General features: G+C 62.8%; 12 protein-coding genes. All 12 read left to right on the forward strand.

What is annotated here, in order from left to right; all coding sequences use genetic code 11:
• The 12 genes from AB4Y42_RS39615 (at nt 1) to AB4Y42_RS39670 (ending at nt 14,506) form a co-directional block, all read left to right on the forward strand.
• Nucleotides 1-429: a VirB3 family type IV secretion system protein gene (locus tag AB4Y42_RS39615; protein ID WP_133189229.1), complete on the forward strand. Its 429-nt coding sequence runs from the start codon at nt 1-3 to the stop codon at nt 427-429.
• The gene (locus tag AB4Y42_RS39620) at nt 422-619 is read left to right on the forward strand and encodes a hypothetical protein (RefSeq protein WP_368691519.1); all 198 of its coding nucleotides are present in this window, start codon (nt 422-424) and stop codon (nt 617-619) included. Before AB4Y42_RS39615 ends, AB4Y42_RS39620 begins: the two co-directional genes overlap by 8 nt.
• On the forward strand, nt 610-3,009 hold the full coding sequence (locus tag AB4Y42_RS39625) for a transporter (protein WP_368697325.1): 2,400 nt from the start codon (nt 610-612) through the stop codon (nt 3,007-3,009). The genes AB4Y42_RS39620 and AB4Y42_RS39625 overlap by 10 nt, the downstream gene beginning before the upstream one ends.
• The gene (locus AB4Y42_RS39630) at nt 2,990-3,832 is read left to right on the forward strand and encodes a type IV secretion system protein (RefSeq protein ID WP_368697326.1); all 843 of its coding nucleotides are present in this window, start codon (nt 2,990-2,992) and stop codon (nt 3,830-3,832) included. Before AB4Y42_RS39625 ends, AB4Y42_RS39630 begins: the two co-directional genes overlap by 20 nt.
• Nucleotides 3,833-3,846: 14 nt before the next feature.
• Nucleotides 3,847-4,779, forward strand: a complete 933-nt coding sequence (locus tag AB4Y42_RS39635; protein ID WP_368697327.1) for a type IV secretion system protein — start codon at nt 3,847-3,849, stop codon at nt 4,777-4,779.
• 22 nt (nt 4,780-4,801) lie between these two features.
• Nucleotides 4,802-5,161 carry a hypothetical protein gene (locus AB4Y42_RS39640; RefSeq protein ID WP_266232655.1) on the forward strand — a complete coding sequence of 120 codons (360 nt, stop codon included), beginning with the start codon at nt 4,802-4,804 and terminating at the stop codon, nt 5,159-5,161.
• A 184-nt stretch (nt 5,162-5,345) separates the two neighbouring features.
• A complete protein-coding gene (locus AB4Y42_RS39645) occupies nt 5,346-6,248 on the forward strand; it encodes a virB8 family protein (RefSeq protein ID WP_368697328.1) in 903 nt (300 codons plus the stop codon).
• Nucleotides 6,245-7,081: a TrbG/VirB9 family P-type conjugative transfer protein gene (locus AB4Y42_RS39650; protein ID WP_368605626.1), complete on the forward strand. Its 837-nt coding sequence runs from the start codon at nt 6,245-6,247 to the stop codon at nt 7,079-7,081. Before AB4Y42_RS39645 ends, AB4Y42_RS39650 begins: the two co-directional genes overlap by 4 nt.
• Nucleotides 7,074-8,294: a type IV secretion system protein VirB10 gene (gene virB10 / locus AB4Y42_RS39655; RefSeq protein WP_368697329.1), complete on the forward strand. Its 1,221-nt coding sequence runs from the start codon at nt 7,074-7,076 to the stop codon at nt 8,292-8,294. Before AB4Y42_RS39650 ends, virB10 begins: the two co-directional genes overlap by 8 nt.
• Before the next feature lie 21 nt (nt 8,295-8,315).
• Nucleotides 8,316-9,467 carry an ATPase, T2SS/T4P/T4SS family gene (locus AB4Y42_RS39660; protein WP_368697330.1) on the forward strand — a complete coding sequence of 384 codons (1,152 nt, stop codon included), beginning with the start codon at nt 8,316-8,318 and terminating at the stop codon, nt 9,465-9,467.
• A 97-nt stretch (nt 9,468-9,564) separates the two neighbouring features.
• Entirely contained in the window at nt 9,565-11,886 is a 2,322-nt protein-coding gene (locus AB4Y42_RS39665) for a type IV secretory system conjugative DNA transfer family protein (RefSeq protein ID WP_368697331.1), read from the forward strand.
• On the forward strand, nt 11,879-14,506 hold the full coding sequence (locus AB4Y42_RS39670) for a DUF5710 domain-containing protein (RefSeq protein WP_368697332.1): 2,628 nt from the start codon (nt 11,879-11,881) through the stop codon (nt 14,504-14,506). The genes AB4Y42_RS39665 and AB4Y42_RS39670 overlap by 8 nt, the downstream gene beginning before the upstream one ends.
• Nucleotides 14,507-14,536: the final 30 nt, after the last annotated feature.

The raw sequence follows: 14,536 nt of genomic DNA on the forward strand, positions 1-14,536 counted from the left end.
ATGGACGACGAACGCACGCTTTACCCCTCCTACGCGGGTCTGAACCGTACCGCGATGATCGGCGGCGTCCCGATGTTCCCGGCGCTGATCATTGGCTGCACATCGCTGATCACCAGTATGGTCGGTGGCTTCGTGCTCGGTCCCGGCGGTCTGTTGATCGGCTCGGCTGGCGTGCCCGTGTTCCTGTTTTTCCGGCATGTCTGCGAGACAGATGACCAGGCACTGCGCCTGACGTGGCTGGAATTTCGCTGCTGGCTGGACCGCCGTCGTGTGTCGGTATTCGGCAGAACATACACGCTCGCACCGATGCGGTATGGCCGCGACCTGAACGTGTACACCCGCTCGTTTTCGCGCGGCCGGGACCTTGAGCGCTTCGAGGCGCTGCGTCAGCGTCTGCTTGCGCAAGCAGAGGACGACGAAGATGAATGACCATAATCCTGCGCCGTCGTCAGATGGCGCTGCCAGTGCGTGCCCGTCCATTGTGGGCCACACCATGACGGTTGGTGCTCAGGGTTCGGGCAAGACGATGTATGACGTGTTTCGCCGGCCCGCGGAGGAGCGCCGTCGCATTCGCGGCGCGGACGACATGCCGTACGCGGGAGACGAAGCATGCGCGTGAGCAACGAATTGAACCGGCTCGTTGCGTCCGCGGAGGACAAGCTGCCGCGCATCGGCCGTCCGGTGTCGGAAACGGCGACGAGCATCGACAACGGCGGCGCTTTCCTCGTGATGCGCGTGAACGGCGTCCCATTCGAATCGGTGAGCCGTGGCGAGATCGAAGCGCGCTACGACAGCTGGAACCGTCAGCTGGCAGCGATGACGCTGGAGAAAGGCAATCGCCTGTCGCTGTGGACCACGTTTCGCCGCCATCGCATCTCGTTCGGCGACGAGTACCGTTTCTGCAATCCGTTCATCCAGCAGGCCGTCGACAAATACCTGCGGCGTTTCCGCAGGCACGATCACTTCGAGAACAGTTTCTACATCACCGCGATCCTGCAGGGCGACGACCTGGACGAGACGGTGCGCGAGCTCGAGGAGCTGGGCGAGGGGCTGATGAAGGCTCTCGTTGCCTACGATCCTCAACTGCTCGAAGCATACGGGCACAACGGCATCCTGTTCTCGGAGGCGTATCAGTTCATTGGCGAGCTCGTGAATGGCGTCGACGAGCGCGTGCCGGTCACGCAGGCAACCGGACGCGACCTGATCCCGACGTCGCACCTGCACTTCCACTACGACACGGTTGAGATCCGCACCGATCGCTCAACCCGGTTCGCGGTCTGCTACGACCTGAAGGATTTTCCGAAGGCCGGCTGGGGGCAGACGAATCCGCTGCTGTCGCTGCCCGTCGAATTCACCTTCACACAGAGCCTGGGCTGTCTGAGCACTGCCGAAGCGATGAAGGCGATCGAAGACCAGATCAATCAGCTGAGGTCGGTCGAAGACAAGGCGAAGCACCAGATCAAGGAACTGGAGGATGCGGTGGCGCTGATCGCCGGTCGCGATCTCGCATTCGGCGACTATCACGGTGCACTCGTCGTGTACGGCGACACGCCGGAGAAGGCAATCAGTAACGGCGCATACGTAACAAGTCGGGCGCTGAACGATTGCGGCTTCAAGTTCGTGAAGGCGACGGCATCGGCGCCATTCACGTACATGAGCCAGGTCCCGGGATTCAGGACGAAGCCGCGGCCGATGCCGAAATCGACCCGCAGTCTCGCGTCGTCGTTTTCGATGCATACCTATTCGGCCGGCAAGGCACGCGGCAATCCGCTCGGCGACGGTTCGGCCCTCATGCCGGTGCAGACCGTTGCGAAAAGCCTGTTCAGCCTGAACTGTCACGCTTCGCGCCTGGATGAGGACAGCGTGGGCGAGAAGGTTGCCGGCCATACGCTGATTCTCGGCTCGACCGGCACGGGCAAGACCACCCTCGAGACGATGCTGCTCGCCTTCCTCGAGCGGTTCGACCCGAAGATCTTCGCGCTCGATCTCGATCAGGGTCTGCGGATCTTCCTCGAGGAGATGGGCGCTGTCTACTACACGCTGCGCGAAGGCGAGCCGACCGGTCTTGCGCCGTTTGGCTTGCCCGAGACGAAGCGCAACCTCGCGCACCTTTACGACCTGGTGGGTGCGTGCTGCCGCGACGAGAACGGCAAACTCAGTGCTGACGACCAGCGGCAGATCAAGCACGCGGTCGACACGGTCATGAAGCTGGAGAACATCGAGCACAGAACCTTCAGCCGCCTGCTGGAGTCGATTCCGGATACGGGCGACGAGAACGGCCTGTGGGTACGTTTGAGCCAGTGGTGTGGCGCAACTAACGGTCGATTCTCATGGGCGCTGGACAACGTACCGGATGCGCTGACGAACATTACCGACGTGCGCCGGATTGGTTTCGACGTCACTGACTTCCTGAAGAAAGACTATGCCGCCACGGAGCCGGTGCTTGCACACCTGCTGTACCTCAAGGACCAGATGCAGAAGAGGGGCGGCCTGCTCGCGACGGTGATAGCCGAATTCTGGCTGCCGGCCAGCTACCCCACTACGCAAGAGCTGATCCGCAAGTCGCTCAAGACGGGCCGCAAGGCAGACGAATTCCTGATCCTGGATTCGCAGTCGCCGGAGGACGCAATCCAGTGTCCGGTGTTCGCTGAGATCCGCGACCTGACGGCGACAAAGATCTATCTGCCGAATCCGGACGCGACGCGCGACGGTTACAAGCTCCTGAACCTGACCGACCGCGAATTCGACACGCTCAAGAGGCTGTCGAAGGAGTCCCGCACGTTCCTGATCAAGCAGAGCAACCAGTCGGCGTTTGCAACACTCGACCTGGGCGGCATGAACGACGAGATCGCGGTGCTTTCCAGCAGTCTGGACAACGTTGCGATCTGGGAAGAATGCACGCGCGACGCACATGGCGACACGGACCTGCGAATGCAGCTGTTCCAGGCACGCCGCAAAGGCAAACGCGATCGAAAGCACGAGGCCGAACTTGTTGAGGAAACCGAATGATGACAACACACGGTCCTCACCTTTCGTCGGCGATCGAGCCAGCGACGCGCGAACAGCTCAAGGAGCGGGCGGACGGGCACGACCGGCGCTGTCTCCGGCCGATTGTGCCGCACAACCTCCACGTGCTGGCGATGGTTTGCCGACAACTGCAGCCCAGCTTGGGAGCATGACGATGAAAGTCATTCGCACTCTGACGCGCGCCGCATTGATCGCGGCCACGTTCTCGATGCAGGCAGCGCACGCGCAGGGCGTCCCGGTGATCGACCTGCAGGCGATCGCGCAGGCGATCTCGACCGTCAAGCAACTGGAGCAGCAATACAGCCTGCTCTCGGACCAGTACCAGTCGACGATCGGCAATCGCGGCCTCGGAAACATCTTCAATGACCCGTCGCTGCGCAACTACCTGCCGGATCAGTGGCAGTCGGTCTACGACGAGGTGAAGAGCGGGCAGTTGAACGGAATCAGCGGCCTCGCCAGCACTATCGAGAGCCAGGAGGGGATGACCGCGTACACACCCGGCCAGCAACGTCTGAACGATACTCTGGCCGCCAACAAGGCAATGGCGATGCGCTCGTATCAGGCGTCAATCGACCGTCTGACGAACATCCAGCAGCTGATGCAGCAGTCGAACCTCACGCAGGATCCGGCGGCGAAGGCCGATTTGCAAAACCGGTGGGCGGCAGAGAACTCGTCGATTAACGCGGAAAAGATGCGCCTCGATCTCGCGGCGCGACTTCAGGATGCGGAGAAGGATTTCGCGCAACAGGCTGCCCATAACGACATGCAGCAAAGACTGAACGGCGACGAAAACGCCGATCAATAACGCGGAGTGCGACCATGCAACTGCAGATCTTTAGCGACATGTTCAACTCGTTCGACCAGAACGTGCTGAACACGATCAATACCGGCTCGGCCCGGATGATCTCACTGATCAGTCCGCTGGTCGCTGCCTGCTTTAGTCTCTACGTCCTGCTCGTACTCGTGTCGTACTGGCGTGGCCACAACGACAGCCCGATATCCGACTTCCTGCTGAAGATGGCAGGGTGGGCGGCTGTGCTCACGCTCGGGATGAATATCAGCTACTACAGCGAATACGTCGTGCCATTCTTCAATGGCCTCGGGGACGATCTGAGTAGTGCCTTGATGGGTGGCAACAGCCTGAGTAGTGGGCTCGATACTCTGTTGAATCTCTATATCTCCGCAATCAAGGCAATGTACGCGGGACTGACGTGGAGCGATGTCGGCCTCTATATCGAAGTTTCAGTACTTGCAATCTGCATCCTGCTGGTCGGCGTGCCGTTTCTCGCGATTGCAGCGGCATACATCATCCTCGCGAAGTTCGCTCTTGGATTGCTGCTCGCGCTCGGGCCGGCCTTCGTTGTAGCGGCACTTTTCCCGGCGACGCGCCAGTTCTTCCAGAACTGGGTCGGACAGTGTCTGAACTATGGCCTGCTTGTCGCACTATTCGGTGCAACAGGCGCGATCGAGGTGAGTTTCATGACCTCTGTACTGCCGAAGACATTCGACGTGCATAACGTGATGCTGACCTATGCAATTGAAGGAAAGATCATCGGGGCGGGGCTTGTGTTCATCGTGGTGTCGTTGAGCATGCCGTCACTCGCATCGCAACTTGCCGGTGGCGTGGGCATCTCCTCGATGGTTGGTAAGCTCGGTAACGCGGCCAGCGCAGCCATGAGGGCGACCAGGCTGACAGGCGGGCGCGCAAGTGGGGCATCATCGGCGCCTACCAACTCGATTGGCCGCGTGTGATCTTACATACCAGGAGATGTCCATGAGGGAATTTCGATCTGCGAAGGCGGCAGTAGTGGTCGTCGTGGCGTTGGCGCAATTTGGATGCGGCAAGGGCAATGATGGTGATCAGTACATCGGCAAGTGGGCGCGCGTTAGTGGTCAGGACTATAAAGATATCGTCATTAGCAGAAATGGGAGCGGAAATGATTTTTATGTTTCGCATCGGGAAGATCAGTACAACGACGATGGAAACAAGGTCGGAACGGTAATGCGCCAACAACCGGCCACGATTGTAGATGGGAAGATGATTGTTAGTTCCAGCATTCAATATGCAATGACGATCGATAAGTCGAATGGACATCTCGTTACACCTGGCTCCGAATTCGAGCGCGAGAAGTAAGCGGCAGTCTATCCGCCGGAGCGATCAGAGACGGCGGACAGTCCACCCGATCGGAGATTGACGTGAAATTAATCGTCGTGCTTTGCTGCGCCGCGCTCCTTGCTGCGTGCTCGTCGGCGCCAAAGCCAACGCAACCGGAGGGGCCGTGGATGCCCGTCAACCATACGACACAGGGGAGTGCGCCATGAAATGGATGTCGTGGAAGCCGGCGCGGGCGCAGGCTGAGCCAGTCGTGGCTGCCGTCGACGGCAATTGCGCGACCGCGCTGCAGCACATTGCGGCGAAACTCGCCGACGCCGATCCACGCGAGATGGCGCGGATGTATTTCAGGGAAGCGCTCTCGTTCGAGAAGTCCCGGCAGCAGCTGCAGGAAAACATGACCAAGATTGCATGGCGCGTTGCGGGCGGGGCCATGTTTGTCGCACTTATTTCTATTCTTGGCTCGTCAGCCTTAGTACAACTAAAGAGACCGTCACCACCGGTGATCATCAAGGACAACACCGCGACCGGCGACGTGCAGGTGATTGATGTCGCGCACAGCGGATCCGTGACGTTCGGTGAACTCGAGGTGCGGGCAGCACTGCGCACGTATGTCAAGCTGCGTGAGAAGTACGACTGGTACACGATCCAGGATGCGTACGACACCGTGACGCTGATGAACTCGCCACGCGAGCAGGCGTTGTACGCGGCGCTCTACAACCGCAAGAACTCGCCGCAAAACGTGCTCACCGACAAATATCGCGTGATCGTGCGCCCAGGTGCAATTACGTTCGTTGGATCAACAGCACAGGTGTTCTTCTCGAAGACGATGATTTCTTTGTCGTCGCAGGGTGGCTCGACGCCAGCACCACCTAAAACCGAATACTGGGTCGCGACGATCACCTACGAGATAGGCGATCTGCCGACCCGCAGCGACGAACAGGAGCTCAATCCAACGGGCTTTCGTGTCACCAGCTACTCGGTCGACCGCGACTGGACGCGCAGCACCTCAGACGGCGCGACACCGATGCCGTCGGCGGCCACATCGTCCCAGTCGGCACCGTCGAGTATGTCGTTGAGCGCACCGGCCGGAGGGGCCAACCCATGACCATCCGGTTCCCGAAAGCGCTTGCTGCAGCGTCGATCGCTGCCGCGCTATTCGGTATGTCGCTACCGGCTGTCGCCGAAGTCGTGCCCGGTGCGTGCGGCAGTGACCGGCACATTGCGTGCGCCGTGTATGACCCGAATGAGACGTACCGGATCGCCTATCGCCCGGGCGAGGCGACTGTCCTCGTCTTCGAGAAAGGCGAAAAAATTGACGGCGGCGGCATGGGCGACGGTAAGGCATGGACGGCTGGCCCAGCCGGCAACGGCTTCTTCTTCAAGCCGAAGGCACCGCAGGCGGCCACCAACCTGATTCTGCTCACGAACAGACGTCGCTATGTGCTCAAGCTGGTCCCGGTCAGGAGGCACGAGGAGGCAGTCTGGTCGCTGACCTTCGATTATCCGGACACGCGTGCAAAGGCGTCGGCGGCCGCCGCGGTGCGCTCGGCCGAAGCGCGGGCATTGCTCGCACAGACCGTCAGCGCGTCTGGCGTGGGCAACTTCAATTACGACATGCATGGGGACACGACACTCGCACCCACGGCGCTGTGGGATGACGGCCGCTTTACCTACTTCGAGTTCAGAACGAGCCGTGATCTGCCGCAGATCTATCGGGTGTACGGGGACGGCAAGGAAGCGCTCGTCAATCCTGACGACATGCGCGGCCCCGTGCTCGTCGTGCACGACACGGCGGAGCGTTTCAACCTGCGCGTGGGGGACGCCGTGCTCGGCATCCGCAACAACGCTTACCGGCCAGACGGCCAGCTGAACCCGACAGGCACGACGATTCCGGGCACAGTGCGGCTCGTGAAGCAAAAGGAGGCGGGCGGTGAGTGACGATATCAATCTGAACGGTCCAAACCTGGCGAACCCGACACCGGTCGAGCCCGCCGGCATAGGCGAGCGCGGGGTGCCGGGTGTTGGCCGCACGAAGCGCAGGAGCCCGTTCCGGATGCTTCCGATCGTCATTGGGATGGTGCTGATCCTGCTGTTCGGCGCGATCGCAGTGGGAGTCGCGATCAAACGGTGGTCGGCGCAGCATCACGCCGAGTCCGAGGCGGCAAGGGCGGAAGCGGCAAAGGACAAGCCGTCAGATGACCGGCACGACTTTGCGCGCGACAAGGCAAAGATCGAAAAGCAGCGGGCAGAGGAAGCGGCGATGGCGTCGGAAGCGGCTGTAGCTAGCGCGGCGCTTGCTACACCTGCGCATGCGAACGCAGCCAGTGCGGTGAATGGAAACGGCGCTGCCGCGGGGACCACTACGGCGACGGCGGCCAGCGCGGTCGAGACGCCGGCGCAACGCAAGCTCGATGGCGACGTGCTGCTCGCATCAAAGGATGAGAGGACGACGGACGCGGCAGCCCCTGGTGGCACGCCCGGGTTGACCGGTTCGCATACCGGATTCGCGAAGGATGGACTGGACAGCAAGCTGCAGCCATCGAAGCTGGAAACGGTGAAGGCGGAACTGATGCCGTTGCGTGACTACCTGCTGATCGCGGGCACCACGATCCCGTGCGTGCAGGGTGCGGAGATCGTGACCGACTACCCGGGCATGACCACCTGCCATGTGGCGAAAGACGTGTACTCGGCGAACGGCAAGGTGCTGCTGGTCGAGCGTGGCTCCGAGGTCGTGGGCGAGCAGCGGCAGGCGCTGATGCAGGGTCAGGCGCGGATCTTCGTGATCTGGACGCGGCTGACGACGCCTGACGGCGTAAAGGTGCAACTCGATTCGCCGGCGGCCGATGCGCTCGGCGGCAGTGGCCTGCCGGCCTACGTCGACAACCACTTCTGGACGCGGTTTGGCGGCGCCATGATGGTCAGCCTGATCAGCGATGCCGGTCAGGCGCTGTCGACACTGGCCGCGAACTCAGGCAGTAGCGGCATCCAGTTTAACAACACCACGAATGCCGGTGGTGAGGTAGCGGCCGAAGCGCTGCGCAACACCATCAACGTGCCGCCGACCGCGTATTCGCAGTACGGGTCGATGACGACGATCTTCGTTGCGCGCGATGTGGACTTCTCCGACGTGTACGAACTGGCGACGCCTTGATTCATTTAATTCGAGATGCTTATGAGTATGCAATACGACGACAGTCTTACGGTACGCAGTCACCTCAAGACACTCGGCATCGCCGCAATGCTGGCGATGCCCGGCGTCACCGAGTTTGCGATTAACCGTCCGTATGAAGGCTGGACCGAAACGCTCGACGGCTGGCAGCGCCATGATCTTCCGAATGCGTCGCTGGAAATGCTGAACCAGTTTGCACCGGCCCTGGCCATCTACAACAAGGCGAAGCCGCCGCTATCGGCGGCCGAGCCGGAAAAGCCGGTGCGCCTGCCCGACGGCGAGCGTGGCCAGATCGTGATTCCACCGGCGTGCGAGCCGGGCACTGTGTCGCTGACGATCCGCGTGCCGAATTCAACGCGCCTTTCGGTACAGCAGTGGTCGGACGCCGGGCGGTTCGCCAGGTTCCGTGATGTGGTCCGGGGCGCACCCGGCGGTAGTAGCGCAATGACGCCGGGCGAGATTGGTGCCGCGGCGGCACGGGCAGGCTCAGAGGGCATGGACGTCAGTCGTGCCACTGCGGTGTTCAATCCGTCCCGGGCGCTGGGCGCCTATGGCCTGGCGCGCTTCCAGCATGAGATGCTCGACGCGCTCGCGCAGCGCGATGTCGTGCGGTTTCTGAAGCTGGCCATCCTGAACCGGCTGAACATCGTGCTCGTGGGCGGCACGGGCTCCGGCAAGACCACGCTGATGAAGGCGCTGGCCGACCTGATCCCGATCATTCCGCGCGAGGCGCGTCTGGCGACGATCGAGGATACCCACGAGCTGCCGTTGCCACTGCATCGAAATCACGTTCACCTCTTCTACAGCGAGGCGATTCCGGCGCGACGCCTGGTGAAGGCGACGTTGCGCATGAAGTTCGATCGCGTGTTGCTTGCGGAGTTGCGCGGCGACGAAACCTGGGACTACCTGACGCTGCTCAACACCGGACACCAGGGCGGGTTGACGACGGTGCACGCGAACGACTCGATCGCGACGCTCACGCGCATCGCCACGCTGGTCAAGCAAAGCCCGGTCGGCCAGACGCTCCCGTTCGATTACCTGATGCGCGAGATCCGCACGACGGTCGACGTGGTGCTGTTCATGGAGAACCGCGATCTGACGGAAATCTGGTTTGATCCGGCGACAAAAAACAGGTTTCTGCGAGGTGATGCATGAGAGCGCGACCGAACGACTCCGGCATTGGTGACAGTGGCGGGCATACCGGCCGGGAACCCCTGGAGCGGCAGACGCACGCGGCAGTGGGAGCGTCAGCATGAAAGCCCGTCTCCTTGTTGGAGGACTGCTTAGCATTGTGTCCGGCGCAGTCATGTTCGCCGCCGGCCGTCTGCTTCATCTCGATGCGATCAGCGACCCTGTCGAAATGGGCGCCGTGATTGCTCTCGTCGTCGTGACGTGCGCGTTGTGGGGCGTGTGTGCGAGCGCCGTGCTGCTAAAAACCGCAACGCTTGCCGACCGGATCATCGCGGCCGGTCTGCTTGCACTGGTGGTTCTGATCGGTCTCGCTGCGGCCGGCCAGTACGTCGGCGCGATGCTGTTTGCGAAGCTGGAAAAGTTGCCGGACTCCGCAATCGGCCTGTGGACGCTGCACGACTACTGGCGCGCCTTTGGGGACGTGAAGGCGGTGAAACGCTCGCTGCAGATGGCGACAGCGGCATCGGTCATCGTACCGCTTGTGCCGGTAGCGGCGATCGTCGCGGCGCTGGTCATGAAGCCGAAGCGCGAACTGCATGGCGATGCCCGCTTCGCCTACAGCTACGAGGTTCGGCGGTACGGCCTGCTCGATGAGGCCAACGGGCGCGGTCGAAACAGGGGCGGCCGCAAGGGCGATCACCGCGACCCGTCGATCATCGTCGGGCGGTACAAGGGCAAGTACCTGACGTTCCGCGGAACGGAGTTCGTGATGGTTGCTGCGCGAACGCGTTCACGCAAAGGTGCAGCCATTGTGATCCCGAATCTGCTCACCTTTCCGGATTCGGTGGTCGTACTCGATGTGAAGGGAGAGAACTACGACCTGACGTCGCGGTACCGGCAGGCCTGCGGCCAGCAGGTGTTTCGCTGGGCGCCATTTGATCAGACTGGCTACACGCACCGCTGGAATCCGCTTTTCAGGATTGCGAAGAGTGCATCCTTCGTGCGGGTCGGTCGCCTGCAGGCGATTGCAGCGCGCCTGTATCACACGACCGACGGTCGCAACAAGTTCTTCTATGAGCAGGCGAGTGACCTGCTCATGGGCCTCGCGCTCTACCTGATGGAGATGACGGGTGACTGTACGTTCGGACAGGTGTTGCGGCTCGCGACCACGCCCGACAGGAAAGTGCGTGAGCACCTTTCGGACCTGATGCAGCACGAGCCGCAGAAGGGGGTGCCGCTGTCGGGCGACTGCCTGGGCGCGCTCTCGCGCGTGCTGGCCTCGCCCGACGAGACGATGCTGAACATTGTTGCGACGTTTAACGCCGGTCTGCGCCTGTTCAGCAACCCGATCGTCGACCAGGCGACGAGCGCATGCGACTTCGAGCTCGACCGCGTGCGGCGCGAGCTGATGTCGATCTACGTTGTGCTGCCGGTGCGTGAGCTTGCCGTCGCGAGCCTGCTCGGCAACCTGTTCTACACGCAGTGGATCGAGGACAACCTCGACGTGCTGCCAGGCGACGATCCGGCCATCAAATATCAGTGTCTTGGCGTGGGGGACGAATTTACTGCGCTCGGTCGCATCGAGGTACTCGACAAGGGCAACGCGTTCATCGCGGGCTACTGGATTCGACTGCTCACGATCCTGCAGTCGAAGGCGCAGCTGGAGCCGAACGATCTGTACGGGCTGGCCGGGGCGCGCACACTGATTACCAACCACGCAGTGCTGGTGGCGTATGCGCCTGGCAACCAGCAGGATGCAAAGGAACTGTCCGAGACGCTGGGCACGTTCACCGAGAAGGCAACCTCGAAAAGCCGTAATCACGGCCGCAACACGTCGACCGGCACGAACACGTCAGATCAGGGCCGCGCGTTGATGCTCGATCAGGAACTGAAGCGCATGGAGCAGGACCAGGAAATCGTGCTTGGTTTCCAGCGTCCGATCCTGTGCGAGAAGGCGACCTACTACGAGGATGACCTGTTCATCGACCGCATGCGCTCGGTCAGTCCGATGCTCGCTGCAATCAACAAGCGCCTGCCCACCGAAGACGAAATCAAGGCGGCCTGGCGTGCCGGTGAGCTGCGCGCGAACGGTATCCCGACGCACAGCCCCGAGACGTATCACGCGGCGCTGTCGGCGAGGGCCGCTGGCGAGATCCGTCTTGCACGTCAGGCCGGTGCGAAGCCGTTGACCGCGGCCGAGCTTCTCGCGCTCGACCATCGCACACCCGGGCCACTCGCGACCGGCATGGCGCTCGCAGGCTTCGAGGCTGACCTGGCCGAGCTCGGCGTCGTGATGCGCGCGGACGTGCGCGAAATGCTCGGGGGTATCCGCATCGATTTCAACGTGGCAGGCGGGGATGACGCTGTCCAGGACGGGATTGAACCGGCGCTCGCGACTGTCGCGCCGGCGGACAACGAGGCAAAGGAGGTATCACATGGCTGACCCGAACAGGCCGAAAGGCAAACGGACGTATCTGGACGTCCCGTTCAGGGAGAAGGACGCGGCGCACGATCTGGGCGCCAGGTTCGACCGGCGATCGAAAAAATGGTACGTGCCGGGTGGCACTGACGTTGGGCCGTTTGCGCGGTGGATTCCAGCGCATGAGCCGCAGACAGCGCAGGACGGCCGGCCGGCACGTCAACCAGTACGCGGGCAGCAGCAGACGCTGTTCGGCAGTGAAGCCGACATCGAGCGGGAAGCCGTACGGCTGAGCGAGCTAATGGGTCAACCGCTCGATGAGTCCCACGCCTTCGTGCGGGACTCCCTTCAGGCCGCCGCGGAAAAGGCAGGGCTGGAGGCACGGGACCGCTTGCGCGCGCAGGGTGCCTCCGCGTTCGAGATGATTGACGGAGTGCGGGACGCCAGTGTCCAGGCGCGGCACCAGTATTTCGCCGACCGGCAACATCTGTATGTGCAGGGCGCGCGCGTTGGCCGGCACGCTGCTCAGCCGAAGCTGGACGACGCGGCGCTCGGCCGGCGCTTTCGTGAAATGATCCAGTCGATTACGACGGCGATCACGCTGCGAGGCAACGAGGTCAACCATACGCTCGCGCTTGAGCAGCGGCTGGAGTCGATCCATCGTGAAGCCTGGCGCATGTCCGGCAACGCTGTCGATGGCGAGCGCGCGATTGGCGAGCAGATCCGCAACCGTACTGGTTTTGCGGCGGAGACCCTGCCGCCACGGGCAGCCAAAGCGCTGGCCAAACTTCGCGATGAAGCGGGCTTGAGTCCGATGGAAATCGACGAGCGCACGCCTGCGCGCGACGTGACGGATTCCGACCCGGTGGACGACGCGTCTCCGGTTGACGGGGCAAGCGTCGCGCCGCAACACCGGCATCGCCATCGCGAGCCAGACCGCAACGACGGCATTGCCACCTTCGCTGACATCGCCGAAGCGCTCGAACCTGTGGCCACGATGCCTGCGACCGGCTGTGAGCACGAGGATAGAACTGACTGGTCGATGGTGGCGAAAGACCTGGCCGACTTTCGCGAGCTGACAGGGCGCATCAGCGAGGAGTTCGGGAAAGGCAAGAGCGCGCCCGAAGTTGTCGCCGCGCTCGATCATGAGCTTGCGTTTCTGTCGCCCGCCGCCCGCGAGCCGTTCGTGACCTACGTGCGCGAAGCACTCGACAGGCAGGTCGATGCATCACTGGAGCAATCTCCAGCCTCGCAGGCGCAGCCGGACGTCAAGACGGATGGCGATGCGGTGACCTTTGCCGACGTCGGCGATGCAGCGGCCATCAACGACGCAATGCGCCGCCGTGGCATCACAGGAAATGCCGTGCCCGGCAACGAGGACGTCGCTCGCCCGACTGTCGACGCGGCGGCGGCGAACGAACCCGTTGTTCAGCCCGGCCGCGCTGCGAACGATACGTCGATGGACACACCGGCGGTGTCAGGCATGATCGACACGCAGATCGGGCGCACGCAGACGCCCGCGCAGAATGAAACGGACGCAAGAAATCCGGCGAACGATCCGGAGCGCCCGGCGTTTGACTCCGTGTCGACTCAGGATCTGGAGCGCGTGCGCACGGTGCGCGACGGCGAGCGAGCGGCCGCCGAGCGGTTGCTTCGCGAACAGGGCAAGCCGATGCCAGGGCAGCACGCGGGCGACGCCGGTGCAGCGGCAGACGCGCACGAGGCTGGCGTTGCGGGTATCGCCGACAGCAGCGACAACCAGATCGGCGTCGATCCTGCCTCACGCAAGCCGGTCGTGACGAAAGACGGCTACGACGTGCCCGCCCATATCGCTGCGCGCTACATGGTGAAGGATGGCCGGTTCTGGAAGCTCGATGGCATGGAGGCCGGGTTGGGTACGTCGGGCGCGCAGCGGGATCCGACAGCGACCACGCAGCCGCACTTCGAGGATGTCGGGGCACGCCTGTACTCCCGGCAGAACGATCGCTCAACGATTGCCGACATGATGGCAGTAGCGAAGGCCAAGAACTGGGATTCGATCGTGGTGCGCGGCAGCGAAACGTTCCGCCGCAACGCGTGGATCGAAGCGTCCCTCGCGGGTGTGGAGGTAAGGGGCTTCAGGCCCGCCGAGAGCGACGAGGCATTGCTCGAGGCCGTGAAGCGTGAACGTGCGGCGCTGACGATCAAGGCCGGAACGTCGCCGACGCCGGATGTCGCGCAGAAGACGAACCCGGCGAAGGAGAATCCAGCGGCCGCGCCGTCAAACCCAAAACCGGAAGCGGCGGCCAGCGCAGCGCGTTTCTCGCCTGCTGCGGACATGGCGGCAGCGCCCACGCCTGAAGCACTCAAAACCGTCGCGCAGTTGCGCGAAGTCCTCGAAAAGTCACTTGAGCGGGCACCCGCGCGCATGCGTGCCGAGGTGATTCGCCGGTTCGATGCCCGCATGCAGGCGGGCACGGAGATCGAGGCCCGGATTGCACGCGGCGAACTGGGTCGTGACGCCGGCCCGGCCGAGATCGACAGGCGCGCGGCCGAGCTGCATGCGGCGTGGACGGCACCGAAGGCCGCGCCTGCCCAGGGCCCGTCGAACATCCCGCTGCCCGCGCAAGCGCAGACAGGCGGCCGGGCACCGAAAATGATGTAAGTGGCGGCACTCCAAATATTGATGAGGATT

Source organism: Paraburkholderia sp. EG286B (assembly GCF_040965655.1).
Classification (GTDB): domain Bacteria; phylum Pseudomonadota; class Gammaproteobacteria; order Burkholderiales; family Burkholderiaceae; genus Paraburkholderia.